This is a genomic window from Allobosea sp. P4_E12 (assembly GCF_056401655.1).
Map to the genome: position 1 here is coordinate 99,701 of NZ_JBFUIY010000011.1, position 26,283 is coordinate 125,983.

Annotated in this window: 25 protein-coding genes and 1 tRNA gene; 12 read left to right on the forward strand and 14 right to left on the reverse strand. The window is 65.2% G+C overall.

What is annotated here, in order from left to right:
• Positions 1-101 precede the first annotated feature (101 nt).
• The 4 genes from AC1DW9_RS16070 (at position 102) to AC1DW9_RS16085 (ending at position 2,557) form a co-directional block, all read left to right on the forward strand.
• The gene (locus tag AC1DW9_RS16070) at positions 102-536 is read left to right on the forward strand and encodes a hypothetical protein (RefSeq protein WP_441506490.1); all 435 of its coding nucleotides are present in this window, start codon (positions 102-104) and stop codon (positions 534-536) included.
• 3 nt (positions 537-539) lie between these two features.
• Entirely contained in the window at positions 540-1,055 is a 516-nt protein-coding gene (locus tag AC1DW9_RS16075; protein ID WP_441506489.1) for a hypothetical protein, read from the forward strand.
• Positions 1,052-1,648, forward strand: coding sequence for an SCO family protein (locus AC1DW9_RS16080; RefSeq protein WP_441506488.1), 597 nt, complete (start codon positions 1,052-1,054; stop codon positions 1,646-1,648). Before AC1DW9_RS16075 ends, AC1DW9_RS16080 begins: the two co-directional genes overlap by 4 nt.
• A gap of 147 nt (positions 1,649-1,795) precedes the next feature.
• Entirely contained in the window at positions 1,796-2,557 is a 762-nt protein-coding gene (locus AC1DW9_RS16085) for an LOG family protein (protein WP_441506487.1), read from the forward strand.
• A 59-nt stretch (positions 2,558-2,616) separates the two neighbouring features.
• Here AC1DW9_RS16085 and rplT read toward each other — a convergent pair whose 3' ends face one another.
• The 4 genes from rplT to AC1DW9_RS16105 all read right to left on the reverse strand — a co-directional run bounded on the left by rplT (position 2,617) and on the right by AC1DW9_RS16105 (position 4,747).
• Positions 2,617-2,991, reverse strand: a complete 375-nt coding sequence (rplT, locus tag AC1DW9_RS16090) for a 50S ribosomal protein L20 (RefSeq protein WP_043233082.1) — start codon at positions 2,989-2,991, stop codon at positions 2,617-2,619.
• A 28-nt stretch (positions 2,992-3,019) separates the two neighbouring features.
• Positions 3,020-3,220: a 50S ribosomal protein L35 gene (gene rpmI, locus AC1DW9_RS16095; RefSeq protein ID WP_043233081.1), complete on the reverse strand. Its 201-nt coding sequence runs from the start codon at positions 3,218-3,220 to the stop codon at positions 3,020-3,022.
• A 201-nt stretch (positions 3,221-3,421) separates the two neighbouring features.
• Positions 3,422-3,751 carry a VOC family protein gene (locus tag AC1DW9_RS16100; RefSeq protein ID WP_476769747.1) on the reverse strand — a complete coding sequence of 110 codons (330 nt, stop codon included), beginning with the start codon at positions 3,749-3,751 and terminating at the stop codon, positions 3,422-3,424.
• Between the two features lie 102 nt (positions 3,752-3,853).
• Positions 3,854-4,747, reverse strand: a complete 894-nt coding sequence (locus tag AC1DW9_RS16105) for a LysR family transcriptional regulator (protein ID WP_441506485.1) — start codon at positions 4,745-4,747, stop codon at positions 3,854-3,856.
• A gap of 96 nt (positions 4,748-4,843) precedes the next feature.
• On the opposite strand from AC1DW9_RS16105, the gene AC1DW9_RS16110 reads away from it, so the two are divergent.
• On the forward strand, positions 4,844-5,839 hold the full coding sequence (locus AC1DW9_RS16110) for an aldo/keto reductase (protein ID WP_441506484.1): 996 nt from the start codon (positions 4,844-4,846) through the stop codon (positions 5,837-5,839).
• A 149-nt stretch (positions 5,840-5,988) separates the two neighbouring features.
• Here the strand turns inward: AC1DW9_RS16110 and AC1DW9_RS16115 are convergent, their stop codons facing one another.
• Positions 5,989-7,212 carry an MFS transporter gene (locus tag AC1DW9_RS16115; RefSeq protein ID WP_441506483.1) on the reverse strand — a complete coding sequence of 408 codons (1,224 nt, stop codon included), beginning with the start codon at positions 7,210-7,212 and terminating at the stop codon, positions 5,989-5,991.
• Between the two features lie 117 nt (positions 7,213-7,329).
• Between AC1DW9_RS16115 and AC1DW9_RS16120 the strand changes: the two genes are divergently transcribed.
• Positions 7,330-7,935 (forward strand): TetR/AcrR family transcriptional regulator, encoded by a 606-nt coding sequence (locus AC1DW9_RS16120; protein WP_441506482.1) that lies wholly within the window; start codon positions 7,330-7,332, stop codon positions 7,933-7,935.
• A 250-nt stretch (positions 7,936-8,185) separates the two neighbouring features.
• Positions 8,186-8,479 (forward strand): GYD domain-containing protein, encoded by a 294-nt coding sequence (locus tag AC1DW9_RS16125; protein WP_441488959.1) that lies wholly within the window; start codon positions 8,186-8,188, stop codon positions 8,477-8,479.
• A 192-nt stretch (positions 8,480-8,671) separates the two neighbouring features.
• Here AC1DW9_RS16125 and infC read toward each other — a convergent pair whose 3' ends face one another.
• Both infC and AC1DW9_RS16135 read right to left on the reverse strand, forming a co-directional pair.
• Positions 8,672-9,214, reverse strand: coding sequence for a translation initiation factor IF-3 (infC, locus tag AC1DW9_RS16130; protein WP_069877443.1), 543 nt, complete (start codon positions 9,212-9,214; stop codon positions 8,672-8,674).
• A gap of 107 nt (positions 9,215-9,321) precedes the next feature.
• Complete coding sequence (locus AC1DW9_RS16135) at positions 9,322-10,539, reverse strand: glycosyltransferase family 4 protein (RefSeq protein WP_476776306.1); 1,218 nt, start codon at positions 10,537-10,539, stop codon at positions 9,322-9,324.
• Positions 10,540-10,651: 112 nt separating this feature from the next.
• Between AC1DW9_RS16135 and AC1DW9_RS16140 the strand changes: the two genes are divergently transcribed.
• Entirely contained in the window at positions 10,652-11,425 is a 774-nt protein-coding gene (locus AC1DW9_RS16140; RefSeq protein ID WP_441506481.1) for an alpha/beta hydrolase, read from the forward strand.
• Between the two features lie 10 nt (positions 11,426-11,435).
• On the opposite strand, the gene AC1DW9_RS16145 is transcribed toward AC1DW9_RS16140, so the two are convergent.
• The 6 genes from AC1DW9_RS16145 to AC1DW9_RS16170 all read right to left on the reverse strand — a co-directional run bounded on the left by AC1DW9_RS16145 (position 11,436) and on the right by AC1DW9_RS16170 (position 16,010).
• A complete protein-coding gene (locus AC1DW9_RS16145) occupies positions 11,436-11,702 on the reverse strand; it encodes a BQ00720 family protein (RefSeq protein ID WP_441488957.1) in 267 nt (88 codons plus the stop codon).
• A 97-nt stretch (positions 11,703-11,799) separates the two neighbouring features.
• Positions 11,800-12,228, reverse strand: a complete 429-nt coding sequence (locus tag AC1DW9_RS16150; protein ID WP_043233104.1) for an Hsp20 family protein — start codon at positions 12,226-12,228, stop codon at positions 11,800-11,802.
• Positions 12,229-12,453: 225 nt separating this feature from the next.
• Entirely contained in the window at positions 12,454-12,810 is a 357-nt protein-coding gene (locus AC1DW9_RS16155; RefSeq protein WP_441488956.1) for an HdeA/HdeB family chaperone, read from the reverse strand.
• Between the two features lie 1,424 nt (positions 12,811-14,234).
• Positions 14,235-14,311 (reverse strand) — tRNA-His (locus tag AC1DW9_RS16160).
• Positions 14,312-14,461: 150 nt separating this feature from the next.
• Positions 14,462-15,514, reverse strand: coding sequence for a hypothetical protein (locus AC1DW9_RS16165; protein ID WP_441506480.1), 1,053 nt, complete (start codon positions 15,512-15,514; stop codon positions 14,462-14,464).
• Between the two features lie 100 nt (positions 15,515-15,614).
• Positions 15,615-16,010 carry a phasin gene (locus AC1DW9_RS16170; protein ID WP_069877448.1) on the reverse strand — a complete coding sequence of 132 codons (396 nt, stop codon included), beginning with the start codon at positions 16,008-16,010 and terminating at the stop codon, positions 15,615-15,617.
• Between the two features lie 216 nt (positions 16,011-16,226).
• On the opposite strand from AC1DW9_RS16170, the gene AC1DW9_RS16175 reads away from it, so the two are divergent.
• The 3 genes from AC1DW9_RS16175 (at position 16,227) to AC1DW9_RS16185 (ending at position 23,292) form a co-directional block, all read left to right on the forward strand.
• Positions 16,227-19,142, forward strand: a complete 2,916-nt coding sequence (locus AC1DW9_RS16175) for a sensor histidine kinase (RefSeq protein ID WP_441506479.1) — start codon at positions 16,227-16,229, stop codon at positions 19,140-19,142.
• Positions 19,143-19,476: 334 nt separating this feature from the next.
• A complete protein-coding gene (locus AC1DW9_RS16180) occupies positions 19,477-21,138 on the forward strand; it encodes a GGDEF domain-containing protein (RefSeq protein ID WP_476776305.1) in 1,662 nt (553 codons plus the stop codon).
• Between the two features lie 210 nt (positions 21,139-21,348).
• Entirely contained in the window at positions 21,349-23,292 is a 1,944-nt protein-coding gene (locus AC1DW9_RS16185) for a M23 family metallopeptidase (RefSeq protein WP_441506477.1), read from the forward strand.
• 127 nt (positions 23,293-23,419) lie between these two features.
• On the opposite strand, the gene mgtE is transcribed toward AC1DW9_RS16185, so the two are convergent.
• Entirely contained in the window at positions 23,420-24,793 is a 1,374-nt protein-coding gene (gene mgtE, locus AC1DW9_RS16190; RefSeq protein ID WP_441488951.1) for a magnesium transporter, read from the reverse strand.
• A 323-nt stretch (positions 24,794-25,116) separates the two neighbouring features.
• Between mgtE and AC1DW9_RS16195 the strand changes: the two genes are divergently transcribed.
• Positions 25,117-26,274: an acyl-CoA dehydrogenase family protein gene (locus AC1DW9_RS16195; RefSeq protein ID WP_441506475.1), complete on the forward strand. Its 1,158-nt coding sequence runs from the start codon at positions 25,117-25,119 to the stop codon at positions 26,272-26,274.
• Positions 26,275-26,283: the final 9 nt, after the last annotated feature.

Below are 26,283 nucleotides of genomic sequence, written 5' to 3' on the forward strand. Positions count from 1 at the left end.
TTCTAGGGTGTCATCTTGAGCGATGCTAGGGGCAATCGTGCTGGCAAAGCATCGCAGGTGCGACGGCAGAGACCCTGTTTGGCCGAAATGAGCGCAGCACCATGACAATCCTGTCTCACTGGCGCGCATTGGCATTCCTGATCGTCACGCTGAGCGCCGCTCCGGCAGGGGCACAGGACGGGCAGCGCGTCACGATCACCGGGGAAATCAGCGATACCTGGTGCACGATCAGCGGGCTGATGTTCGCCAGGGGCACAGCCCACCACCAATGCGCAATCTGGTGTGCGCTTGGCGGCATCCCGGTCAACATCCGCGACCCGGCCGGCAATCTCTATCTCATTCTCAAGATCGGCGACGACGATGAGAGCGCCGCCAATCCGCGTGTTGCGCGAATGGCCACACACGAGGTCACAGTCGATGGCGAGCTGCTCGAGCGCGACGGCGTGAAGTACCTGCTCGTCGACAGGATCGCCGACGACAAGGGCGTGATCAGCATGACGCATGAAGAACACGGCATCCAGCCGTTCGGGAACTGAGCGATGCGAATGCTGCGGCACATGCTGGGTGTGGCCGCGCTTCTCGCCGGCATCCCCGTGACAACCGCGCGCGCGGCCGAAGCCTGGAACATCCCGTACGAGACTGCGACAATCCTCAAGGGGCGGGTCGTCGATGCGCTCTGCCATCTCACAGGCCGTTGCACGCCCGGTTGCGGCAGCGGCAAGCGCCAGCTCGGCCTTGTCCTGGCCGACGGCACCTTCCGGCTTGTCGCGAAATCGAACGTCGACTTTGCCGGCTCGGTCCGGGACCTGATCGGTTATTGCGGCCGCGAGATCGAGGCCGATGGCCTGCTGATCGCCAACCCGGCAGTGACAGTATTCTTCGTGCAGGCGGTCCGCGAAGGCCCCTCGCAGCCCTGGATTCCGGCCGAACGCTTCAAGTCCGACTGGGAGGCCCGCAACGGCAAGGCCTCCGAATGGTGGCGGGCCGATCCTGAAGCGAACCGCAGCATCGCCGAAGACGGCCCTTACGGAATCAAGGGACTTCGGCCGAAATGATCTCGCGGCGGGTGCTGCTGGCCCTTGGCGCCATCCTGCCAGCCGCAGGCGCGTTCTCGCAGCAACCGCCTGCATCTGGCGCCAGCCCTATCGACCCGCTCGCCACCCGGTTCGGCGGCCCTTTCACGCTCATCGACCACACCGGCAAGCGCGTGAACGACACGGATTTCCGCGGGCGGTTCATGCTGGTCTATTTCGGCTTCACCCGTTGCACCGATACCTGCCCGGTCGATCTTGCGATCATCGCGCAAGCGCTCGACGCCATCGGCCCGCAGGCCGAGCGGCTCGCGCCGCTCTTCGTCACGGTCGATCCGGCCCATGACACGCCCGCCACGATGGCAGCCTATGTCACAGCCCTCCATCCGCGCCTGATCGGACTGACCGGCAGCGAATCGGAGATTGCCGCGATCGCCCGCGCCTACAAGGTGCATCGCCGCAAGCTCACGCTGCCGCATCATGGCGCCGCGGAGTACGCCGTCGATCACGGCTCCCTCACCTATCTGATGGACCGCGAGGGGCGCTTTCTGACCCTGCTGCCGCACAATGCCGGCGCGCCACGTCTCGCCGAGATCCTGAACAAGTACCTCGGCTGAACACGTGCTTGGCCTCAACACCTGCTTGGCCCGAACAAGTGCTTGGCCCGAACAAGTCCCGGGCCTGGCGGAGCAGCCCTGCCAGCGATGCAGGCGACAGTGCCGCCGGGATGCGGCTATGCAGGTGGCATCATGGAGACAGACATCATGCCCGACAGCCAGGCCCAGAAGAATTCCCCCTCGTACCGCCTGGCGGCGCTCGACCCCGATTTCATCCTTGGCGATTCGACACGCGGCGTGCGCTTCATGCTCGAATACCAGAAGGCCGAGGACCATTTACGCGCGCGCGGCATCATCTCGACCGTTGTCGTCTTCGGCTCGGCCCGCGTCCGGGAAGGTGACCGCTGGTACGAGGCGGCGCGGCAATTCGCCCGCATTGCCTCCGAGCGGGGCGGCGCGCTCATCGACGGCGAGAGCGGGCGCCATCATGTCATCGCCACTGGCGGCGGGCCGGGCATCATGGAAGCAGCCAATCGCGGTGCGACGGAAGCGGGGGCGCTCTCGATCGGCTTCAACATCACCCTGCCGCACGAGCAGGAGCCGAATCCGTGGTCAACGCCGGACCTGACTTTCCGCTTCCACTATTTCGCGATGCGGAAGATGCACCTGGCAATGCGCGCCGCGGCGCTCGTCGTGTTTCCCGGCGGATTCGGCACGCTCGACGAACTCTTCGAGATCATGACGCTGAAGCAGACGGGCAAGATGCCGGCCGTACCGATCGTGCTCTATGACAGCGCCTTCTGGCGTGACCTGCTCAATCTCGATGCCATGGCCGCGGCAAAATTCATCCGCCCCGAAGATCTTTCGCTGTTCTGCTACGCCGATACGCCGGAGGAAGCCTACCAGCGTGTCGTCGACGGTGCGGGCCAGAACTGGGTCCTTCCCGCAAACGACAGCATGCAGAGCTGACAACGAAAAAGGCCGGCATCGCTGCCGGCCTTTTCCAATTCACTTCGCCGAGGCGAAACTCAGGCGGCCTTGGCTTCCGCGCCGAGGGCACCCTTCACCGTCTCGACCACGGCCGCGAAGGCGGCTGCGTCGTCGATGGCCAGCGCCGACAGCGTCTTGCGATCGAGCTCGATACCGGCCTTGGCGAGACCGCCAATGAAGACCGAGTACGTCAAGTCATGCTCACGCACCGCAGCGTTGAGGCGCTGGATCCAGAGCGCGCGGAACGAGCGCTTCCGGTTCTTGCGGTCGCGATAGGCATACTGCATCGAACGATCGACGGCCGCCTTGGCAGCGCGGATCGTATTCTTGCGGCGGCCATAAAAACCCTTGGCGGCCTTAAGTGTCTTCTTGTGCTTGGCGTGGGACGTTACGCCCCGTTTCACGCGAGCCATGTGTGATCTCCGGAAAGGTTAGAGGGCGTCAGCCGTTCGGCAGGAAGTATTTTTTCACGTTGGCGGCATCGCCCTCGAAGAGGGTTGCCGTGCCGCGGTGATTGCGGATCTGCTTGTTGGTCCGCTTGATCATGCCGTGACGCTTGCCGGCCTGGGCGTAGAGCACCTTGCCGGTTCCGGTGATCTTGAAGCGCTTTTTGGCGCTCGACTTCGTCTTGATCTTGGGCATTTCAGCTCCTCAATGGTCGCGGACGCGCGAGATGCGCCGCTTCGATTTTGCTTGCTGGAAGCAAAGAACGACCGCCACGGCAGCCCTTATCAGCCGGGCGATCGAAGGGCGCGCATATGACAGAAAAGCCCGGGGCTGGCAAGTGCAGGCGCCACTCATGCCTAAAAGGCCGCATGGCGAACCGGAACGGGTTTATCCCGATCAGCCCAGCTTTTCGGCGCGAGGCCCTCTGATCCCGATGCAATTGCCCCAAGGATCGCGAACCTGGCACATCCACAGATCACCGTCGATGGCCAGCGGCCCGCGATAGAGAACCGCGCCGACCGCCTGCAAATGGGCAAGCGATCGCTCGAAATCCTCCACCCGCCAATAGACAATCGAGCCGGTAGCGCCGCTGGCCACCTTCGTGTCATCCGGAACGATTTCAAGTTGCGTCTCGCCAATCTGCAGAAAGGCGAATCCCGAAGGCTGGCTCGTCGCCGGAACGGCGCGGGGAAATGCGCTGCGATACCAAGCGAGCCCCGCGACCACGTCCGAGACGTGAACCAGAACGGCCGAAATAGAACCCGTCACGGAAATCCTCGTGGTCATGATCGGAAGGGAGCCCAACGGGCCCGGAAGCGTGCGGCAGCGCTACCCCTTATCAGCGCGGAAGAAGTCGATGAAAGCCCGCAGCGCCGGGCGCATCTGCCGGCGGCTCGGATAATACACGTAGAACCCGTCGAAGGGTGGACACCAATCCTCCAGAACAGACACCAGCCTGCCCTGCCCGAGCCCATCGCGGACATAGTCATCGAAGAGGAATGCGATGCCGGCACCATCAAGCGCGGCCTGGAGGACGAGCCGGTCATCGCCCAGGATCAGCGGCCCCGTGACTTCGGGTTCGACGACGAGACCGTCCTTCTCGAACTCCCAGCGATAGATCACGCCACTTTCGAAGCGGAAGCGGATGCAGCGATGCCCGGGCAGTTCGTGCGGCGTCAGCGGCATGTCACGCCCGGCGAAATAGGCCGGGGCCGCAACCGCGACGCCACGCATGCGCGGCCCGATGCGAACGGCGATCATGTCGCGCTGCAGGCTCTCGCCGAGCCGGATCCCGGCATCGAACCCGCCCGCGACGACATCAGCGAATCTGTCGTCAATGACGATCTCGAGCACGATTTCCGGATAGGCCGCGGCAAAGGCGCCGAGCTTCGGCGCCAGTACCAGATGAGCGGCGGTGCGCGGCACGGTGAGGCGAAGATTGCCGGCGGGCTCGTCGCGCGAGGCAGCTGCCACTTCCAGCGCCAGGGCGATCTCCGACATCGCCGGCAGCAGCCGTTCCAGAAGCTGCGCCCCGGCCTCGGTGGGAGCGACGCTGCGCGTACTGCGCGCCAGCAAGCGCACGCCGAGCCGGGCCTCCAGCAGCGACACGGCATGGCTGACGGCGGACGGCGCAATGCCGAGCTCGCGTGCCGCGCCACGGAAACCCCGATTGCGGGCGACGGCCGCCAGGACGGCGAGATGCGGGAGATCAGCGCGGTTCATTGATCTGTTTTATCGAACAGGCCGTGCTTTCTCCAGGTGATTATCGATCAGTGGCGCAAGCCTCATCTGTATCGGATCACAAAAGAGGAGCCCGTGATGCAAACTCGCAAGCTTGGTCAAGAACTCGAAGTCTTCCCCGTCGGCCTCGGCTGCATGGGGATGACCTTCGCCTATGGTGGCCAGGAAGAGAGCGCCGCGATCGCCACCTTGCGGCGCGCCGTCGATATCGGAGTGACCCTCTTCGACACCGCCGAAGTCTATGGCCCATTCGAGAACGAGGTCCTGCTGGGCAAGGCGCTCAGGCCTGTGCGCGACCAGGTGGTGATCGCCACGAAGTTCGGGTTCAGGATCCTCGAAGAGGGCAAGGGACCGGAGCGCATGGCGGGGCTCGACAGCCGGCCGGAACATGTGAGGGCCGTGGCGGAAGCCTCGCTCAAGCGGCTCGGGATCGACGTGATCGATCTCTATTACCAGCACCGCGTCGACCCGAATGTGCCGATCGAGGATACGGTCGGCGCCATGGCCGATCTCGTGCGCGAGGGCAAAGTCCGAGCGCTCGGCCTGTCCGAGGCCAATGCCTCGACGATCCGCCGGGCGCACGCGGTGCATCCGATCGCGGCCGTCCAGAGCGAATATTCGTTGTGGAGCCGCGAGCCTGAAGACGGCGTGCTCGCCGTCTGCCGTGAGCTCGGAATCGGGTTCGTGCCCTACAGCCCGCTCGGCCGCGGCCTGCTCACCGGCACGATCCGGACGCTCGACGAGTTGGGCAGCGAGGACTGGCGCCGGACCCTGCCACGCTTCCAGGCCGAAGCGTTGGAAGCCAACGCGGCGCTCGTCGAACGGCTGGAACGCCTGGCCGCGAGCAAGAACGTCACCGCCGCGCAGCTTGCGCTGGCCTGGGTGCTGCATCAGGGGGACTTCATCGTGCCGATCCCCGGTGCGCGCAAGATGACCCATCTGGAGCAGAACAGGGCGGCGGCCGACATCGTCCTGACCACCGACGAAACAGCAGCCATAGGCGAAGCGCTCACGCCGGCCGACGTGGCGGGCAAACGCTACACCGACGCCGCGCTCGCCCTCGTCGACGGCTAGCCCTGTCGGGCATCGTTCAGGAGGCGCGCTCTGCGCGCCTCCTTCTTCGACGAGCGCTCACGCAGGCCAATGATGGCAGGCCCCACGGATCGGATGCTCCGGCGCGGCTACAATGATGCGAAGGCTCTGCCCCTTTCGGCGTTCTGCCCCTAAGGGCCGATACAGGCTGCGGCCTCACGCAGGACGGGCTGCGGCTTCTCACCATGCAGGCGGCGATAACCAAGCAAGGCCGTCGCGAGGGCAACGCCGCCTGCGGCAACCGAAATCCAGAAACCACTGCGCGCGCCAAACCCGTCGATGACCCAGCCTGAGGCGGAAGAGCCCACCGCCATGCCGATACCGATGCCGGTCATGGCCCAGGTGATGCCCTCGGTCAGTTTCGCAGCCGGGACGAGGCGCTCGATCAGGCCGATCGAGACGATGATCGTCGGCGAAACGGCAGCGCCGGCCAGGAACACCACGACGGCAAGGCTGCCGATGCTGTTGACGGCGAGCAGAGGCAGCGTGGTCACCGCTGCAAGCGCAATCGCAATCAGCAACTGGCTGGCCAGCGACATGCGCAGCCTGAGCGCGCCGAACACGATCCCCGTGATCAGCGATCCCGCGGCATAGCTCGCCAGGACGAAACTGGCGGCAGCCTTGTTCCCTTGCGCCTCGGCGAAGGCAACGGCGGTGACCTCGGCCGTTCCGAAGATCGTGCCGATCGCAATCAGGATGAAGGCGATGATCCGCACCGACGCGAGGCGAATGACCGAGTCACCGCCACTCGCCCCCTGCGGATGCACGGGCGGTTCGGATGCCCGCTGCGCGACGAACAGCGCAGTTCCGACGGTCAGCAGCAGCGTCGCGGCGAGCGGCCCTGCCTCTGGAAAGAAGGATACGCTCAGCCCGATCGCGATGACCGGCCCGGTCATGTAGATGACCTCGTCGACCACCGACTCGAAGGCGAAGGCGGTCCGCAGCTTCGGCGTATCGCGATAAAGCTCGGTCCAGCGCGCCCTGACCATCGCCGATATGCTCGGCATCGTTCCTGACAGCATGGCGAAGACGAAAAGAGCCCAGACGGGCGCTTCGTAGCGGGTCGACAGCATCAGGCCCGATAGCGCCGCAATCGCTGCGAGTGTTGCGGGAATGAGCAGCCGACGCTGCCCGTAGCGATCGACCAGCCTGGAGAGCTGAGGCGCGATCAGTGCGTTGGACAAGGCGAAGGTCGCCGCGACCGCCCCTGCCAGCCAGTATTCGCCGCGCGCCTGGGACAGCATGGTGACGACGCCGAGCGTTACCATCGAGACCGGCATGCGCGCGATGAAGCCCGTCGCCGAGAACGCGATAGCGCCTGGAGCCCTGAAGATCTCGCGATAGGGGTTGGCCATGACGGGCCTCTTTCCAGAAGTTTCTGTACCACTTACATACGGAGCGTATGAAAGTGAAGTAGGAGCCGACCCGGCCCGTGTCAATTGACATACGCCGCGTATGCGAAAGGAACATGGATGGCTCGCAGACCACGCACGGAGATGATCGCCGAGACGCGGGCCAAGCTCCTCGGTGCGGCGCGCCATGCCTTCGGCACCGTGGGCTATGCCGACGCCTCGATGGATGAACTGACCGCCGCCGTCGGACTGACACGCGGGGCGCTCTACCATCACTTCGGTGACAAGAAGGGCCTGCTCAGGGCCGTGATCTCCGAAATCGATGACGAAATGAACGAGCGCCTTCGCATCGTCTCCGCCAGTGCGGCAGATAAATGGGCCGGCTTCCGCGACGAGTGCACCGCCTATATCGAGATGGCGCTGGAGCCGGAGATCCAGCGCATCGTCCTACGCGATGGGCCAGCCGTCCTCGGCGATCCCTGGAACTGGCCAACGCAGAGCGCCTGCATCCGTTCGATGACGGCGAGCCTCGAGACGCTTGTCGCGGACAGGATCCTGCTCGCGATCGACCCCGAGGCGGCCGCCCGCCTGATCTCCGGTGCGACGCAACATGCGGCACAATGGATCGCCCATGCCGAGAACCCGCAAGCCGCCTCTCACCGGGCGATCGCGGCCTTTAATGCCATGCTGGACGGATTGCTGCTTCACCCTGCCGGGAGTGGTTGAGGGGTCGCCCGCCGGAGCCTCGCCCGGGACGCGCCATAGTCGGCGGCGACGGCCGGCAGCGCCGCTGACGGTCACGTTGGAGCATCGGCTGTCCCGAAAACCGCAATCCACTTTTCGGGTCGATGCTTTACACTGGCGCCAGAGGCCCGGCGGATGGCGAAACATCCCGTCCTAGACCGAGCGGCGACGATCGGGCCGCCGCACACGACACTTCCGACGCATGGGCCGGGCCCAGCCAGGGAGAAGCGTGATGACGACCTATATCCTGCTGACCAACTGGACCGACCAGGGCGCGCGCAACGTAAAGGACTCGCCGACCCGCCTCGACACGGCCAGGAAGCTGCTGCGCGACATGGGCGGCGACTTCAAGGCCTTCTTCATGACGATGGGGAAATACGACATGGTCATCGTCTGCGAGGCACCAGACGATGCCGTTCTGGCGCGCTTCTGCCTGCAACTGGCAATGCACGGCAATGTGAGAACGCAAACGCTCAAGGCATTTCCGGAAGCCGCCTATCGCGAGATCATTCGCTCCGTCAGCTAGATCATCGGACCGGATTCATAACCGGTCCGATGATCTGGTCTTCTGTGTTTGCATCGGCCTTTCGGAAAACCGCAATCCACTTTTCGGGCCGATGCCTTAGGACGACCCAGCAGGGATCAAATGAGACAAGGCCCAGCCGAAGCGGCCGGGCCTTGTCTCAACCTGATTCCGAGGCAGGGCGCTCCAGGCGACCTATTTTGGCGCCAGGACCATCACCATCTGGCGACCCTCAAGCTGCCAGTCGCTCTCGACCTTGGCAACATCGACAAGATCAGCCTTGACCCGCTCGAGCACCTTCACGCCGAGGTCCTGGTGCGCCATTTCGCGGCCGCGGAAGCGCAGGGTCACCTTGACCTTGTCGCCCTCCTCGAAGAAGCCGTGCATGGCCTTCATCTTGACGTCGTAGTCGTGCTTGTCGATGCCCGGCCGGAGCTTGATCTCCTTGATCTCGATGGTGCGCTGCTTCTTGCGCGCCTCGGCGGCCTTCTTCTGCTCCAGAAAGCGGAAGCGGCCGTAGTCGAGAATCTTGCAGACCGGAGGCACTGAATTGGGGGCGATCTCGACCAGGTCGAGACCGGCATCCTCGGCAATCTTCAGGGCCTCGAAGAACGACACAACGCCACGGTTGGCGCCGGTATCGTCAATGAGCTGAACCTCACGGACACCGCGGATGTCGCGGTTAGAACGCGGACCGTCTTTGGTCGGGGTTGGGGCAGCGCGGAACGGACGGCGAATGGCTGTATTCTCCTATGAATGGTGCTGTCGGCACCGTTGATCAGACACATTGCATAAAGTCGGGCATTGTCAATGCAAACACGGCAACACCCGCTCAAGTACAGAGCCTAGCGCCCAAGCAAGGCGCAATAGACGTCGAGGGTTTCGCTGACCATGTTCTCGAGCGAAAAGTGCTGCTCGACATGGAGGCGGGCCCGGCGGGCCAGCGCATCGCGCGCCGAGGGGCGCAGCGCCAGCGCCTCCTTGAGGCCCGCGGCCAGTGCAGACGCATCGCCCGGCGGCACGCGCCAGCCCGTGCGCTCGCCGGGAGCCGTCTGCGGCGGCGCGAGTACGGTTTCGGGAACTGCTCCGAGATCGGAGACCACAACCGGAATGCCCATGGCTTGCGCCTCGACCGCAACACGGCCGAAGGCCTCCGGCTCGGTCGAGGGCACGGTGACGACCGCCGCCGCGAGCAAGGCCGCCGGCATGTCGGCGCAATGGCCGACGCGCTTGACCTGTTCTTCGAGCCCGGCCTTGGCGATGGCCTGGTCGAGCTCCCTGACATAGCCATCGCGGCCCTGATGGTCGCCTGCGAAGATGAAGGCGGTATCGTTGTCGCCGCCCTCGCGCAGAAGGCGAGCCGCCTCGATCAGCACACGATGGCCCTTCCAGCCGGTCAGTCGTCCCGGCAAGAGCACGATGCGCTGATGTGGCTCGACGCCCCAGGCACGACGCAAGGCCTGGACTCGTTCCGGCCCGACCGCGGATGGCGCGAAGGCCGAGAAATTGGTGCCGCGATGGACGACACGGATGCGGTCACGCGCAAAGCCGTGCTTCGCCAGAATCAGGTCGGCCGTGTAGCGGGAATTGGCGATGACCACGTCGCCGCGCGCCATGACCGAATTATACTGCGTCTTCACCGCCGAGCGGCTGGCATAGGAGCCATGATAGGTGGTGACGAAGGGCAGCTTGAGCGCACGCGCCGCGGCAAGCGCAACCCAGGCCGGCGCCCGCGAACGGGCGTGAATCAATTCAACGCGCTCCCGTCGGCAGAGCAGCACGAGCTTGCGCACATTGAGCGCCATCGTGACCGGGTTCTTCGAAGCAGCCGGGAACGGCAGCCAGACGCCGCCCTTCGCCTGCAGCTCGGCGACAAGGCGGCCGCCCTCGGTCGCGACGAGCGCGCGCGCGCCCGCTTCGGTCAGCCCCTGGGCGATATCGACCGTCGTACGCTCGGCTCCACCTGCCTCGAGATCGGGGATGATCTGCAGGATGGTCCGCCCGCTCAGGGGATGATTATCCGTCGAAGGCAGCGACGGATGCGCGCCTGACCGCAAGGACATGTTCACCGTTTCAAAAAATCTCTCGGATCGGAGGCGGACAGTATGACAGCGCACAGGGCCGATCCCAGCCTATAATGCCCTGACAGGACAGATTCGTCACAGGAGATTTCAGGTGGAGCAGCCTGCCCCGCAATGGCTTGATGTCGGCAACGGCGCGGACGGCCGCCGCATCGCCTTTCTGGAGCAGCCGGGAACGGGACATCCCGTCGTCTGGCTCGGCGGCTTTCGCTCCGACATGCGGGCGACCAAGGCTGACGCACTCGCGCAATGGGCAAGCTGCAGCGGACGCGCCTTCCTGCGCTTCGACTATTCCGGACATGGCGAGACAGGTGGCGATTTCGGTCGCTGGACCTTGTCGCATTGGCTGGAGGACACGCTCGCCGTCATTGCCGCGCGCTGCGCGGCGCCCCCGGTTCTGGTCGGCTCGTCGATGGGAGGCTGGATTGCGCTGCTCGCGGCCCGGAGACTGCGGGGCACCGCTCTTGCTCCCGCCGGCATGGTGCTGATCGCGCCCGCGGTGGATTTCTCCGAAGAGCTGATGTGGGCTCAGATGCCGACAGCGATTCGCGAGACGATCCTGCGTGACGGAGTCTGGCAGCGCCCATCCGCCTATTCGCCGGAGCCGACGCCGATCACGCGGGCGCTGATCGAGGATGGCCGCAGCCATCTCCTCTTCGGCGGCGAGATCAAGACGGGTTGCCCCGTCCATATCCTTCAGGGAATGCAGGACCCCGACGTGCCCTGGCAGCATGCGATCAAGCTGGTGGAACACCTGAGCGGCGATCCCGTGACGCTGACCTTGATCAAGGACGGCGATCACCGGCTCTCGACGCCGCTCGACATTGCGAAACTGCAGGCTGCGGTGGCGGAAATCGCCACCGCCTGACGCTCGCAGTTCAATGCACGCTGACCATCCGCAGGTCGTGTTCCCAGGCATTGGCGGTCGCAGCTTCCCGGGAATCGGTTACCAGGATCGGCGCACCATCGGCGGAGAGCAGCGCGAAGAGCTTGAGGCCCGGCTCGATTTCCGGAGCCTGCGGAAAGATCCTCAGCAGTTCCTCGGAACTCATCGGCTTGAGATAGGCCACTTCGCCCGTGCCAAGGGCAGCGAATTCTGCCTGGGTCAGTGGTGGCGTGCGAATAACATTGGTCTCTTCAGTCATCGCGCCCTCCTTTGAGCAGTGCGAATGGCGGTTCCTATGTTGATCACCAGATCATGAACGAAAGCACAACCGCGAAGCCTTCGTTCCGACCTTGGGCTCAATCGCGACTGATAATATCAATACGCCTGATGAGCCGCTCCGGTTCCGGCCTGACCAAATCAATGGCTAGCAGGCCATTCGACAAATCCGCCCCGAGTACCTGCATTCCGTCAGCCAGCAGAAAGGAGCGTTGGAACTGACGCGCCGCGATGCCGCGATGCAGGAACTGCCTGCTCTTGTCGTCGCTCTGTCGGCCACGAATGGTGAGCTGATTCTCTTCCAGCGTGATCTCAAGCTGGTCTCGCGAGAACCCCGCCACGGCAAGAGTGATCCGGAGACGATCCGGCTCATCCTCCGTGCGCGGCATGCGCTCGATATTGTAGGGAGGATATCCCTCGCTTGCGCCTTTCGCGACCCGGTCCAGCGCGCGTTCGATATCATCGAACCCAAGCAGGAAAGGATGGGACAGGCTAGGCGTACGCGTCATGCAGAAGCCCTCGAAAGGCGCCTCATCTGTCGATCGGAGCCCGCTGGCGCAGCACTCCGCAGGCGGAAGGCGAAGCCCTTCCGCTTGATGGTGATATGGCAATCGCCAGCAACGGGTTCAAGACCGTCGAAAGCTCAGCCCACAAGCGCAGCGTCGGAAGGACGTCACTCGGCCAAATCGCGACGCCGCGCGAGGGCGATCAGCGGCGCCGGTGCGCGACCCGCATCATTTGGCGAGGACGATGCCACGCTCCTTGCGCATCTTGTCGAACACCAGGCCCATCGCCTTGATGACTGTCACCTTTGGGTTGGCCTTGCAGTAGACAATGGTCTCGTGCTCGGCCTCCCTGGCCCGCGCGACGTTGATGAAGTGTTTTTTGCCAAGGCCATTGTACCAACCGCTATACCACGTCGTCAGGAGATCGGCGTCTTGCTGGAAAGTACCGGCCAGCTGGGCACAGGTCAGTTTCTGGACATCGATGTAACCGTTCGCGTCGGCGTAGGTTTTCAGCTCAACCTGTGCATTCGCACCGGTTGCGGCGAAGGCGATGAAAGCTGCGGTGGCAAAGGCGAGGCTGCGCATGGTTCGTTCCTTCATTATCCAAAGATTGAGAATGGGAGGCGATGCCAGACTAGACCGTCGAAAGCTCGTCAGCAGGTTTTCTCGAGTTCAGTATCCGCCAGTCGTTATTCTTTCTCAGCTCAGATGACGGAAAAAGCGGCCTGTTGTCGTGCCTGCGCGCGAGGCTGGGACGTCGCTCATTTTTGGCATTTACGAGCGACGCCACAACATTGGACTGATCCACTTCGGCTGCACAAGTTGTATTCGGAGCGAAGCGAACTTCAAGTCCGCTATCCGAGAGCCGGACATCCAATCTCGGGCTATGCCATTTCAATCTGGAATCGAGGGAGAACCTCTGAGCTCAACGTCGGAATCCGCCGCTTCGCTTCCGGTTCGATTGCCCCATCTCGACCCAATTGACGCACCCCTTTGGGAGCTCAGGCGCGGCAGCACACGAGCACAGCCCTCCCCGATTATTGAGCAACCGCGAGGCGTTCAAAAACGCCCGGCGGTTGCTGAACGATCAGCGAAGGCTCTGATGGCTCGTGAAAACAGAATTAGGCGCTAGCGACGGACGCCGACCCTGTTGACCCCACCATTGCGATTGCCCGGACGCGGCGCTGTCACGGCACCGACCCCAACGGGCCGAGCTACGAGACGAACGCCGGGCCGCGCGACGCACCCGGCGGGATAACCGATATAGCTGCAATAAATGACAGCATTTGCGGGAGCCGTTGTCGCGGCAAGACCGGTGAAGGCGATTCCGACCGTCGCCATTGTGAAAATCGCAAGTTTAACTTTTGTCATTTCAGGTCCCCGGGACTTTGAAGATAACAAGCGCTGGGGAGGATAACATCACATCTACTTCGACGGAAGGACCGATGACATCACCGACACCACCGACACCCGAGTCGAAAATGGGATTCGCGCGTCCGGAATGTGGCGCCTGTGAGCTACCATCGAAATGCGCGTCGCCGGTCTATTTGACGCGCGCCGCACCAGGGGGATAGCCGATGCTGACGGCGGCTGCGGCGCAGATCCCGCGGGGGCGTTGACGGCGGATCGGCCTCGCCCGATGCCGCAGCATGTCGACGCCTTTGGCAGACACCGACACCCTGCCCCGCCACGCGCCCGTGCCGAGCCCCACCACAAGCGCGCGGACGTTGATGGCACCAAAACGCCTGAAGGCCCGCACCGGCCGCTGATCAGGGCCACTGGGGCGCTGACATCCCATCCCGCGATGGATGTGCCGCACATGGCCGCTTCGACGATGGAGCGGCTTCGCCGCTTCATCTGGACGGCACTGCCCCGAATCGCGGCGACTTCGAAAGGGAGCCCGGGAGCCCACGCGTCGGGTCGCTCAAATCCGCGCGGAGCCCCGACAGGCGAGGCCAGTCCAACCGGACACGCCTCCGACACGATCGATGATTTTCAACGGGGGGGAATGGTACAGCCACCCCGGCTTGAACGGGGGACCTCTAGATCCACAATCTAGCGCTCTAACCAACTGAGCTATGGCTGCACGGCACTCTCGGCGCCCTTCGGGCGCCCTGCCAGACCGCGCAAGGATGCGAACTGGCCGGCGGCGCGGAACCTAGTGCCGTCGCGGCGCGATTGCAACCGCCGAAATGCACCGCACCACACGAAATCCAGCGCGCCGTCGTTTGCCCCTTCAATCCCGCCGCAAAACGGCCTGCGCGGTGCGTGCCAGATCCGTCACATGGGCGGAATAGGCCTCGTAGCCACGGCGCAACGCCTTGGCGTGAATCACCACCGCATCGGCGGGATTGTCCGTCCTGGCGAGCGTCTCCGCCTCGCTCAATGCTGCTTTCAGCTCGGTACAGGCATGGTCGAGAACCTTTGCCTGCAGCGCGCCGACCACGCGTGCAGCGGCGAGCATCTGAGCCAGCCAGGTCGAAGCTGTCAGCGTCGCAAATTCCGGTGGGCGCGAAAGCGGCGATACAGCGGCCGCAACCGGCGGGGCCGCGCTGGCAAGCTTCCGAACGTCTGCGGAGACGGTCGCCGTCGCCTTCTTCACGACTTCCGTGCCGGTCTTTACGGCGGCGGCACCGACTTCTGCGGCCGATTTGAGGATAGCGGCCGGCTGGCTGGTGGCCGCAGTCGAAACTGCCTTGGCAGCGGCAGCCGGCTTTCTGGTCACCTGCTTTGCGACGCGAACCTTGGTCGACGGCTTGGCCTTGGCCGCAGCCGCTGCGGGCTGGCGCGCCACCCCGGACTTGGCAGCGGGCGCGACTGGCGCCGAGACGGGGGCAGCGGCGACCTTGGCGGGCGGCACAGCGCTGGCGGCCTGGACTGGCGCAACCGGAGGCTTGACGGCGCTCTTCAGCGGCTCAACCGGCTTGCTCACGGCCGCAGACGGCAGGGCGGAGGCCGGGACAGCGGCGACCTTGGCGGGCGGCACAGCGCTCGCGACCTGGACCGGCGCGACCGGAGGCTTGGCGACGACGGGCGCGGGAGCCGGCTTGACCGGCGCAACCGCGACGGGCTCCGCAGGCGCTGGAGCAGGATTGGCAGGGGCGGAAACTGGAGTTGGGGCCACTGCAGCAGCGAAAGCAGCAGGCGGCGCACCGACGACCGGACCGGTCGCGGCCGGGATTGCTGGCGCGGCCTTCGACTCAGTCGGCGCGTCGCCCGAGAGGGCCTTGACGGAAGCGAGACTGATCGGAGCCTTTGATCCGATCTTTGGCGGAGCAGGCTTAGCCATCGTCATTCCTCCTTCAGCGAGCGAACGGGTGGCGCCGAGCCCTGGCCCGGCGCCAATGACCTTGTCGCGTGGAGCGGCGCAGTACTGCGCCGCTGGCGACTCACTTCATCTTGGTCGCCTTGGCGGCGGTCTCGGCGGCCTTGGCCGCAACCTCCTGGGCGGCAACGCCCAGATCCTTGAGCTGGCCCTGGAGAGCCGCAACCTGCGACTTCAAGAATTCGGACTGATGCTGCAGGACCTCTGTCAGGTCCTTCGACTTGACCAGCTTCTGGGCGAGATCGAAGGCGGCGGCGACGTTGCTCTCGGCATAGGTCATGGCCTTGCGGGTCACGTCCTGAGCGTTGACGCGTGCGGATTCGGCCGAACCATGCGCACCGTCCACTGCCTTGTGGGCCGCGCCGATGAAGCCATCGAAGGCCTTGCGGGCCTGCTCGACACTGCGCTCGGCGAACTCGCGCATCTCGGTCGGCACTTCATAAGGCGTCTTGCCGGTCATGGGTTATCCTCCTGGCTGTGGATGGCTTGGTTTACCACTCGATTGTGCACTGCAATATCATTATTGCGGCGCAATGACAATCGCGTGACCCCGCTACGTTAACGCTGTTTCGATCAGACGCGGGAGAGCCTTCATCAGTTCCATGGATTTGCAGTCATTTGCCCGCTATTAAGGCTTTGTTAGCCATATCGGCGCAGACCGAACGAGCGGATGGGAATGAGCGAACCCGGGCAGGATTGGGCGATGCAGGGAACAGACGCAGCGAAAGACGCAGCGCTGGCGCCCTTCATTGCGGACGGCGCCTTGATGCTCTGGGACCAGAAGACTTCCCGGGTCGGCTTTGTCAACGCGGGCGCCGAAGCACTGCTCGGCCAGCACGCCGATGGCACATCATTGCCCACACCAACGCGCAACAGGCTGGCACTGCTCGCCGGCGGGCTCGCTCCGCGGGATCATTTGCGCCTTGAACGCCTCCGGCTGACGCCCGGCTTCACTGCCACGCTGGTGACATGCGGCTGCAAGTTGCTGACGGGACCAGAGGGTCAACAGATCCTCGCGATCGCCATCGCTCCGTCGGAGCTGCGCCGACTCGGCATTACGGTTCCGCCGGCTCCACGTGTCGTGGCGCCATCTGCCCCGGGCGCAACCGTCGCTTCTCCCGCTCCGGCGCCGGCAATTGCTGCACCGAAGCGCGCGACCGTGCGTTTCGTCTGGCAAAGCGACGTTGACGGCCGCTTCACGAGTCTTTCGCCCGATATTGCCGAGATCGTCGGGACCGATGCCGCCGCAGGCCTGATCGGTCGTAGCTGGCTCGAGCTGATCGACCGCGATCTGCTCGACCGCGAGGGCAGTCTGATCCAGCGGCTGGCCTCCGCCACCACCTGGAGCGGACACCCGGTCCTGTGGCGGACTGCCGGCCTCGCCGAAGGGGTTCGGGTCGAGCTTTCCGGTGTGCCCGTCCTCGATGCGAAGCGTGATCTTGCAGGTTTCCGTGGTTTTGGTCTCGCCCGCATGATCGAGCGCGAACCATTCCCGCTGCCCACCGATGCGTCGGACAGCCCCGTGCCCGCTTCAGCGCCGCCCCCCCCTGCCCCAGCCTCCGATGAGCCTGGTCCCGCGCCGCTCGTCGCGGTGTCCGCCGACAGCGCCGACGAAGGCAAAGCCCCGGAGATGAGCATCGACGTTCCGGCCACGGAGCCGACACCGGCGGCTCGCACCGAAACTCCGCCTCCGAACGAGGCCGGCGCCAATGTCGTGCCGCTTCGCAACGGTCATCTCACAACGGTCAGACCGCTGCTCGAACCTTCGAAGGCGCTGCTGACCTCCGCTGAGCGCAATGCTTTCCGCGAGATCGCCAAGGCGCTCGGCGCCCGCATCGCCGGAGACGACGAAGGCGAGCCCCGGCTGCCACCGGCGGTCCCGTTGCGCCTGAACGAAGAAGCCGACCGCCCTGGCCAGCCGGCACCCGAGCCGACGGAGCCGGTCGACACGGCGGCAGCGGAATCGAAGCCCGCTGCGGCGGAAGCGTCCTTCGTTTCCGAGCCGGTGCCGTCGGTCGACGCCCCCTCCGCAGCTGCGGCGCGGCAACGCCTGCCGAATTCGCATGCCGATGTGCTCGACCGCCTGCCCGTTGCAGTCCTGGTCAACCGCGGTGACGAACCGCTCTATGCCAATCGCACGCTTCTCGATCTGCTCGACTACGCCGATCTCGCCGACCTGACGTCCGGCGGCGGCATCAGCCGCATGATCAAGGGAGCGGCCCGCTCCGATGGCGGCACCATGATCCTGGTCGATCGGACGGGCCATCTCGTCAGTGTCGATGCCCGCCTGTCGAGCGTCTCATGGCAAGGCGAGCCCGCGACGCTGATGGCCTTCCGTCATCCCGATGGCGGCGGCGAGGTCAAGGTCCTGACCGAGGAAGAGACTGAGGAAGCGGAACTCGCAGCCGAGTTCGAGGCCGAGGAGGCCGAGATTGCGGCGCGCGTCGACGCGTTGCGGCTCGACATCGACGCCCGTGAAGCCCGGATCAGCGAGATGATCGCGGTGCTTGATACCGCGACCGACGGCGTCGTCACCGTCGACGAGCGCGGCCGCATTCTCTCGCTCAACAAGACCGCGGAGGCCCTGTTCGGTTACGACCAGCGGGAGGTCTCAGGCGAATTGTTCACGTTGCTCTTCGCTCCGGAGAGCCACGCTCCTGCCCTCGATTACCTCGAAGGCCTCAAGGGCGGCGGCGTCGCCTCGGTGATGAATGACGGGCGCGAGGTCATGGCGCGCGTGCGTCAGGGCGGCCGCATTCCGCTGTTCATGACCATGGGCCAGATCGCCGACGGCGCAGAGCGACGCTTCTGTGCCGTGCTGCGCGACATCACCGCCTGGAAGAAGACCGAAGGCGAATTGGTCGAGGCCCGCAAGGCGGCCGAGAAGGCCAGCGCCCAGAAATCGGACGTGCTTGCCAAGATCAGCCATGAGATCCGCACGCCGCTGAACGCGATCATCGGCTTCGCCGAGGTCATGGCCGAGGAGCGCTTCGGGCCCATCGCCAATGAACGCTACAAGGAATACCTGCGCGACATCCACCAGTCGGGCGGCTACGTCATCAGCCTGGTCAATGACTTGCTTGACCTCGCCAAGATCGAGGCGGGCAAGCTCGATCTCGACTTCGTCAGCGTCAATCTGAACGAGATCGCGCTGTCCGTCGTCAATCTGCTGCAGCCGGAGGCTCAACGTGGGCGCGTGGTGCTGCGCTCCGGGCTCTCGCCCAAGCTGCCGCCGGTCGTGGCCGATCAGCGTTCGATCCGTCAGATCGTGATCAACCTGCTCTCCAATGCGGTGAAGTTCACCGATGCCGGCGGGCAGGTCATCGTCTCGACGGCCCTCGGCGATCAGGGCGAGGCGATCCTGCGGGTCCGCGATACCGGCATCGGCATGGACGACAGCGAAATCGCAATGGCGCTGGAGCCGTTCCGCCAGGTGCCAACGACGCGACGCGCCGGAGGCACGGGCCTGGGCCTGCCGCTGACCAAGGCGCTGGTCGAAGCCAACCGCGCGGCGATGACCATCACCAGCGTCAAGAAGGAAGGCACGCTGGTCGAGATCACCTTCCCGCCGCAGCGCGTCCTGGCGGGCTGAGGCCCGCGCGCCTTCGGTTTACATCTCGGGGCGCGCCGCCTTGTCGCAGCGGAAGCTGCCCCGCATGCCCTTTACTTTGATGTCGTCTTGCGCGCCTAAGCTCTGACGTTCGGAGCAACTCTGCCTCCGAAGGCACCGGCCCCGGATCGGTCCGCCTGGACTTTCCTCTTGCGGCGATATTCTGAGCGGAATATCCGCCCCCTGGGCAGTTTCCCATGGGTGATGCGAGTAAATTCTGTCTGCCATGGTTCCCGCTGGAAGAAATGCCGCAGACCGCCCTGGCTCAGAGCATCCCAATCTGAGCTACCGGTTCTGGGCCGCGATCATCCTGGTCATGGCCTGTTCACTGGCCCTCGGCCTGACACTCATCGCCAGCTATTACAGCGATCTGGACGCCAGTCGCGACAATCTCTCCAAGCTGCAGGCCTTCCGGTTCGCCCTGGACGCGGCCAATCGGCTGACTGCTGAACGGGGGCCGACGAACAGCGTCTTGGGCGAGGAGCCGTCGCTCGACAGCCCTTCCCGCCAGCGGCTGATCGCGTTTCGCGCCGAGACCGACGCCGCGCTGGCGCGGATTTCCGAGACCGCGCAACTCAAGCCATCGCTGGATGCCCTGGTCCAGACGCTCGCCTCGGCCCGGCAGCAAGTCGACGCTCTCGCCAGCCGCCCGCTGTCAGGGCGCAGCAATGCCGAGATCGAGCAGGCGGTCGAGACCATGTTCGGCGTCTTCGATGCGGCCCAGCCGATGCTGTCCATGGTCATGACCGGCCTCCTGGCTGGCGAGACCGATCTCGTCGGCCACGCCATGGTCGCGCGCATGCTGAGCGAGCTGCGCGAATATGCCGGGCGGCTCGGCTCCCATCTGGTCATCCCGATGGCCAGCGGCCTGCAGATCGATCTCGACCGCAGGGGCGCGTTCGAGCTGAGCCGGGGGCGGGTGCTCGCCTTGTGGGATCTCGCCGGGCAACAGACCGGGGCGAGCGACGATGCGCGAGTCGCCGCTGCGCACCAGGCGGTCGTCGAGCGCTTCTTTGGGAACGGGATGGCGCTGCTCGAGCGAACGCTCAAAGCAGGCCAATCCGGCGATTTTGGCGTCACCCCGACCAGCTTCACCCATCTGATCGTGCCGACATTCGCACCGCTGGAGCAGCTTCGCGACGCCTATCTCGATGTCACCGTCGAGCATCTGCAGATGGAGCGCAACGTCGCTCTGCGGTCCCTCATCGCCGTCGTGGCCGCGACCTGCCTTGCGCTCATCATCGAACTCGCGCTGCTCGTCGCCAGCCAGAACCTGCTGTTCCGGCCCTTGCTGCGCGCCCGCAGCCACGTCCTTGCCCTCGCCGACGGAGCCGTGCAGGAGCCCATCGACGGTCGGGGCATGCGGGGCGAGATGCGCAGCCTCTTCCTGGCGCTCGATACGCTTCGCCGGCGGCTGATCGAGCGCAACACGTTGGACAACGAACGCGCGGCACTGACGGAAAAGCTGAGGAAACGGGCCGACACCGATGGCTTGACCGGCGTGCTGAACCGGGGCGCCCTGGAGCGGCTGGTCGCTCACCTCCATGACGGGGAAGCCGACCCGACGGGTATCGGTCTGATCCTGCTCGACATCGACTACTTCAAGGACGTCAACGACCGATTCGGCCATGCCGCGGGAGACGCGATCCTCAAGGAAGCCGCCCAGCGCCTGCGCTCGGCGCTGCGGCGCGACGACGTCATTGCCCGCTTTGGCGGCGAGGAGTTCGCCATCCTCCTGATGGATCCACACGTCGAATCGCCGGTCGACGTCGCAGAGCGGCTCCGGACGATTCTGCAGGCCTCCCCCTTCACGCTGGAAACGGGGCAAAGCATCGAGGTGACCGCGAGTTTCGGCGTCGCCCGAAGAGAAAACCAGGACGGAGGCTGGCCTGCGCTCGTCACAGCCGCCGATCGCGCGCTTTATGTCGCCAAGGCCGCGGGGCGCAACCGTGTCGAGGAAGACCGAGAGACGTCCTGATTCGGGCTCATCGCCATCCCGGCCGGGGATGACGACCAGCGGAACGTCACCGGTTCACGACGATCCTCGAACAGCCTCGAACGCGCATGCGCTGACGGGCCGCGGGTGAAAAGTTTCTGCCGTCATAGTTTCGCCCCTTCCCGCCGCACATAGGGAGGCACCCCGTTCTCGCAGGCAGAGTCGCGAAGAGTTCCGACCGACGGAGTGGTGTTGCGCCCGTTCTACGACGAAAACGCCGATGCGCTGACCGATCCCTTTGCGCCTCGCCCGAGCCCCATGCCGCTGCGCGATCACGCCGCCTTCTCGGGACGGTGGCTTTCGGCCAGCCTGCTTCTGGGGCTGGTCGGAGCCGGATTGCTGACCTGGTCATTGCTGGTTTCCGAGGCCGATAGCCCCGCCACGCGAAGCCCGGAACGGGCCGTCACGGCCTTGCCGCGCGGCACCAGTGCAAACGGTTCGGCCCGCAAGGGCGACCTGCTTGTGCAGCGCGGGTTCTCGATCGGCACGGCGCGTCATTTCCGTGCGCCGCTCACCGAAACGGTCGGCGCGCGCGAAATCACCAAGGTCCATGCGCTCGTCCATGTCGCCGCGGAACTCTCGCCGCTCGCGATAGCTGCTCCCAACATGCCCGACCTCGAATCGCTCAGCTCTCCGCCCAGCGCCGGTCGAGAGGCTGCTCCGCAGGCGGCAGTCGATCCCGCTGATGCCGATGTGTCGGTCGTGAGGCGCGATCTATCCGATCAGGCGGCGACAGGCACCGAGCCCGGCCTCTCCGATACTGCCGCCGCCGAGCAGGTTGCCGAGTTGCTCCGCCTCTCCGGATCGGAACCGCAACTGCCGCTGGAGTATTCGAACCAGCGCATTCTCTCGCGCACCCTTCGCTTGGCCGGGGAAACCGAAACGGAGCAGGCGGCTCCCCTCGGCTCACCGGCATTCGGCTCTCTGGATGTCAGAATCATCCCGGAGAACGTCACCAATATTCCTGTGCGCACCGGCTCTCCGGGACCGTTCGAAGAGCGCGACATCATGCTCGGCCATGGCGACACCCTGGCCTCCATCCTCCAGAACAATGGCGCAGACGACCGGCGGGTCGCGGCCATCGTCGCCGCACTCGGAAAGCGCGCGAAGGCGGAGCTCCCGGAAGGCCAGCATCTGCGCCTCCTGATCGCACCGGAGGGCAGCGGCCAAACCATCCAGCGCGTCATTCTCTTCGACGAAACCGGCCCGGAAGAGATCGCTGCGGCAGATGATGGCGGCCGGTTCGTCGCGGTGGCCAAGAATGACGCGCACCACAATCCAGCTGACGACAGCAGCGATGACGACGACGAGGACAGCGGCGAGCGCGCCACCCTCTTCCAGAGCGTCTATGCCAGCGCGGTCAAGAGTCAGGTACCGCGTGAACTCATCGACGAGTTCGTCGGCATCTTCGCATCGAATCTCGATCTCAAGCAGCGAACGAATGTCGGCGATCGCCTCGAGATGATCTTCAGCGACGACGAGGCCGCCTCGACCGGCCGCCGTGAGCTGCTCTATGCCGCCCTGACGGCGGAGGGAGAGACCCACCGCGTCTATCGCTACGCTTCGCCCGAGACCGGGGATGTCGACTATCTCGACGAAGAAGGGCTTTCGCTGCGAAAGCTCCTGCTGCGCCGGCCGGTCCAGATCGGACGCATCAGCTCACCGTTCGGTATGCGCCGTCACCCGATCCTGCGCTATTCACGCCTTCACAGCGGCGTCGACTGGGCCTCGCCCCGCGGCACGCCGATCATGGCTGCAGGTGACGGGAAGGTGGTCGCCGCCGGCCCGCATGCCGGCTACGGCAACCGCGTCGAGATCGAGCACGCGAACGGCTACGCCACCGCTTACAACCACATGGCCAATATCGGCTCGCAGATCAAACCCGGAGCCACTGTCCGCATGGGCGAGATCATCGGCACCGTCGGCACGACGGGCCTCTCGACCGGACCTCACGTCCATTATGAGGTGACGATCAACAGCCACTTCGTCGATCCGATGAAGGTCAAGCTGCCGAGCAATCACAGCCTGGGCGGCACGGCACTGAGCGAGTTCAAGGACCACCAACGCCAGATCGAGAAGCTCAGGCAGCCCGGGCCCGCCACCACGGTCGCGGTGCAGAACGGACGCGCCGGCTAAGGCATCGCCCCGGGACGGGGATTGCGGTTTTCGGGGAAGGCCGATGCGAGCACGGAAGGCTTACATCATCGGAGCGGATACGAGATCCGGTCCGATGATGGAGCCGTGCCCGTCCTGCAGCGGGCGTTCAAAGCAAGGTGCCGCTCAAGATCATCGCGGCCACCCCGAAATAGATCATCAGGCCGGTGACATCGACCAGGGTCGCGACAAAGGGAGCCGAAGCACTCGCCGGGTCGAAACCCAGGCGCTTGAGGATGAAGGGCAGCATCGAGCCGGTGAGCGAACCGAAGGTGACGATACCGAGCAGAGCCACGCCGACGGTTGCCGCGATCAGGGCCCAGTGCTCGCCATAATCGTACAGACCGAGCTTCTGCCAGGCGATGACGCGCACGACACCGATGGCGCCGAGGATGGCGCCAAGCGTGAGGCCGGTCGGAATCTCACGCAGCGCCACCCGCCACCAGTCGCTCAGCTTGATCTCGCGCAACGCCAGCGCCCGGATCAGCAGCGAGGTGGCCTGCGACCCGGAATTGCCACCCGAGCTCATGATGAGCGGGATGAACAGGGTCAGCACGATCGCCTTCTCGAGTTGACCTTCATAGTGCTGCATCACCGAGGCAGTCAGCATCTCGCCGATGAGCAGGATGCTGAGCCAGCCGGCGCGCTTGCGGATCATCCGGCCGAAGCTGATCTCGTTGTAGGGCTCGTCGAGCGCCTCCATGCCGCCCAGTTTCTGCACGTCCTCCGTCGTCTCCGCGATCATCGCATCGATGACGTCGTCGACCGTGACGATGCCGATGACGCGCTCGCCAGCATCGATGACGGGAACGGCAAGGAGGTCGTATTTCGTGAACAGCCGCGCGACATCTTCCCGGTCGACCTCCGGCGTCACGCTGATCGGCTTCATCTCGGGCACGACAGAGGCGACGAGCGCCTGCGGATCGCCGCTGATCAGCCGGCGCAGCGAAACGGCGCGGACCAGCTTCCCGGTCGCGGGATCGAGGACATAGATCGCATAGATCGTTTCGCGCGTACGCTCGACATGCCGGATGTAATCGAGCGTGCGCGCGACGGTCCAGTCGGCCGGGACGCTGACGAATTCCGTCGTCATGATCGAGCCCGCGCTTTGCTCGGGATAGGCGAGCAGGCGATTCAGCGTCGCGCGCGTGTCGTGGTCGACACGGCCGAGCAGGCGCAGGCGCAACGGCTCGTCGAATTCCGGGACCACGTCGGCGACGCGGTCCGCCGACATGGCGGACAGGAACTGCGCCGCGCGCGCTTCCGGCATCAAGCCGAGCGCTTCGGAGGCCGCCGTCAGTTCATGCTGGTCCAGGACCTCGACGGCCCGTTCGAACGGCAAGGCAAGGAGCACGGCGGCAACCGTTTCGACGTCCTGGTCGTTCAGGGTTTCGACAATGTCGGCGATATGGTCCCGCGCCAGCGTCTGGGCGAGGGTTGCAGCGAGAAGATCCCGCTCCGGTGCGGTGGCAACGGCATTCATAGCTCGTATCCTTTGATCGGCCGTCATGGCCGATCGCAGGCGAGCCGGTTTCCCCGGTCAGGCGCGCGAAGCGGCGTCAGACGGCATCGACTGTCGACTGGGACTGTCGGTTGGCATTGGGTCGGGGTTCCTGTGAAACTGCCGCCGGAAGGCTTGCAGCGAGGCCGAGATGCACCCGAAGGCTCATCGCGTCAACCCCCATCTCCGTGACCGGAGCGCATGTGCGGGAACGCGCGTCCATCTTCGCAGGAACGAGCCGATCACGCCGGTTGGCGGTTCAGTGCCGGCCCTCTAAGGTCGGTGCACGAAACGACGAGGGCAGCATGGAATTCGCGCTGAGCGACGAGGAAGGACTGATCCGCGAAGCCGCCCGGAAAATCGCGTCCGACCGGCTGGCGCCGCTGGCCGAGGCTCTCGATCGCGGCGAGGGTCGCAGCGAATTCCTGGCCAATCTGAAGACCCTCGCCGAAAACGGCTTCATGGCGCTCAATGTCCGCGGCGAGTTCGGCGGCAGCGAGGCCGGCACGGTCGCCTTCGCGCTGACACTGGAGGAACTCGCGGCCGCCTGCGCCTCGACCGCGGTCACGACCTCGGTGACCAATATGGTCGGAGAGGTCATCCAGGCGGTCGGCTCGGCCGCGCACAAGACCGCCTATCTGCCGAAGCTCGCTGACGGCACCTATGCGGCCGGCGCCTTCTGCCTGACCGAAGCCGGAGCGGGCTCGGACCCCGCGGGCATGCGGATGCGGGCGCGCCGCGACGGCGACAGCTATGTGCTCGACGGCCAGAAGATCTTCATCACCAGCGGCGAATATGCCGGCCTCTTCGTCGTTTGGGCCGTGACCGACCCCGACGCACCGAAAGGCAAGGGCATCTCGGTCTTCCTGGTTCCGGCCGACACGCCGGGCGTCAGCGTCGGCAAGGCCGAGAAGAAGATGGGGCAGACCGGCTCGGCCACGAATACCATCCATTTCGAGGGCGCACGCATCCCGGCCTCGAACCTGATGGGTCGGGAGAATGACGGCTTCCGGGTTGCGGTCGGCGAGCTGGCCGGCGGGCGCATCGGCGTCGCCGCCGTTTCGCTCGGCATCGCCCGCGCGGCCATGGAGGCCGCGAAATCCTACGCCAAGGAGCGGCAGCAATTCGGCCAGGCGCTCAGCGACTTCCAGGGCCTGCAATGGATGATCGCCGACCGCGAGCTCGACCTGCATGCTTCGCGGCTGCTGATCCTCGACGCCGCCGCCCGGAAGGATCGCGGCGAGCCTTTCGCCCGGGAAGCCTCGATGGCCAAGCTCTTCGCCTCGGAAGCGGCGCATCGCTGCACCGACACGGCAATCCAGATTCATGGCGGCGCCGGCTATTGCCGCGACTTCCCCGTCGAACGCTATGCCCGCGATGCCCGCATCACCCGCATCTATGAGGGCACCTCCGAGATCCAGCGCCTGATCATCGCCCGCGAGACCTTGCGCCAGACCGTCTGACCACCCCCA

What these genes read in the sequence shown, in the direction of transcription:
- AC1DW9_RS16175 (WP_441506479.1), top strand. Translation starts at nt 16,227, where the DNA reads ATGAGCGAACCCGGGCAGGATTGGGCGATGCAGGGAACAGACGCAGCG.
- AC1DW9_RS16180 (WP_476776305.1), top strand. Translation starts at nt 19,477, where the DNA reads ATGGCCTGTTCACTGGCCCTCGGCCTGACACTCATCGCCAGCTATTAC.
- AC1DW9_RS16135 (WP_476776306.1), bottom strand. Translation starts at nt 10,539, where the DNA reads ATGTCCTTGCGGTCAGGCGCGCATCCGTCGCTGCCTTCGACGGATAAT.
- AC1DW9_RS16080 (WP_441506488.1), top strand. Translation starts at nt 1,052, where the DNA reads ATGATCTCGCGGCGGGTGCTGCTGGCCCTTGGCGCCATCCTGCCAGCC.
- AC1DW9_RS16165 (WP_441506480.1), bottom strand. Translation starts at nt 15,514, where the DNA reads ATGGCTAAGCCTGCTCCGCCAAAGATCGGATCAAAGGCTCCGATCAGT.
- AC1DW9_RS16155 (WP_441488956.1), bottom strand. Translation starts at nt 12,810, where the DNA reads ATGCGCAGCCTCGCCTTTGCCACCGCAGCTTTCATCGCCTTCGCCGCA.
- AC1DW9_RS16105 (WP_441506485.1), bottom strand. Translation starts at nt 4,747, where the DNA reads ATGAACCGCGCTGATCTCCCGCATCTCGCCGTCCTGGCGGCCGTCGCC.
- AC1DW9_RS16120 (WP_441506482.1), top strand. Translation starts at nt 7,330, where the DNA reads ATGGCTCGCAGACCACGCACGGAGATGATCGCCGAGACGCGGGCCAAG.
- AC1DW9_RS16070 (WP_441506490.1), top strand. Translation starts at nt 102, where the DNA reads ATGACAATCCTGTCTCACTGGCGCGCATTGGCATTCCTGATCGTCACG.
- AC1DW9_RS16125 (WP_441488959.1), top strand. Translation starts at nt 8,186, where the DNA reads ATGACGACCTATATCCTGCTGACCAACTGGACCGACCAGGGCGCGCGC.
- AC1DW9_RS16085 (WP_441506487.1), top strand. Translation starts at nt 1,796, where the DNA reads ATGCCCGACAGCCAGGCCCAGAAGAATTCCCCCTCGTACCGCCTGGCG.
- rpmI (WP_043233081.1), bottom strand. Translation starts at nt 3,220, where the DNA reads ATGCCCAAGATCAAGACGAAGTCGAGCGCCAAAAAGCGCTTCAAGATC.
- AC1DW9_RS16195 (WP_441506475.1), top strand. Translation starts at nt 25,117, where the DNA reads ATGGAATTCGCGCTGAGCGACGAGGAAGGACTGATCCGCGAAGCCGCC.
- AC1DW9_RS16145 (WP_441488957.1), bottom strand. Translation starts at nt 11,702, where the DNA reads ATGACTGAAGAGACCAATGTTATTCGCACGCCACCACTGACCCAGGCA.
- AC1DW9_RS16110 (WP_441506484.1), top strand. Translation starts at nt 4,844, where the DNA reads ATGCAAACTCGCAAGCTTGGTCAAGAACTCGAAGTCTTCCCCGTCGGC.
- AC1DW9_RS16115 (WP_441506483.1), bottom strand. Translation starts at nt 7,212, where the DNA reads ATGGCCAACCCCTATCGCGAGATCTTCAGGGCTCCAGGCGCTATCGCG.
- AC1DW9_RS16150 (WP_043233104.1), bottom strand. Translation starts at nt 12,228, where the DNA reads ATGACGCGTACGCCTAGCCTGTCCCATCCTTTCCTGCTTGGGTTCGAT.
- mgtE (WP_441488951.1), bottom strand. Translation starts at nt 24,793, where the DNA reads ATGAATGCCGTTGCCACCGCACCGGAGCGGGATCTTCTCGCTGCAACC.
- AC1DW9_RS16075 (WP_441506489.1), top strand. Translation starts at nt 540, where the DNA reads ATGCGAATGCTGCGGCACATGCTGGGTGTGGCCGCGCTTCTCGCCGGC.
- rplT (WP_043233082.1), bottom strand. Translation starts at nt 2,991, where the DNA reads ATGGCTCGCGTGAAACGGGGCGTAACGTCCCACGCCAAGCACAAGAAG.
- AC1DW9_RS16170 (WP_069877448.1), bottom strand. Translation starts at nt 16,010, where the DNA reads ATGACCGGCAAGACGCCTTATGAAGTGCCGACCGAGATGCGCGAGTTC.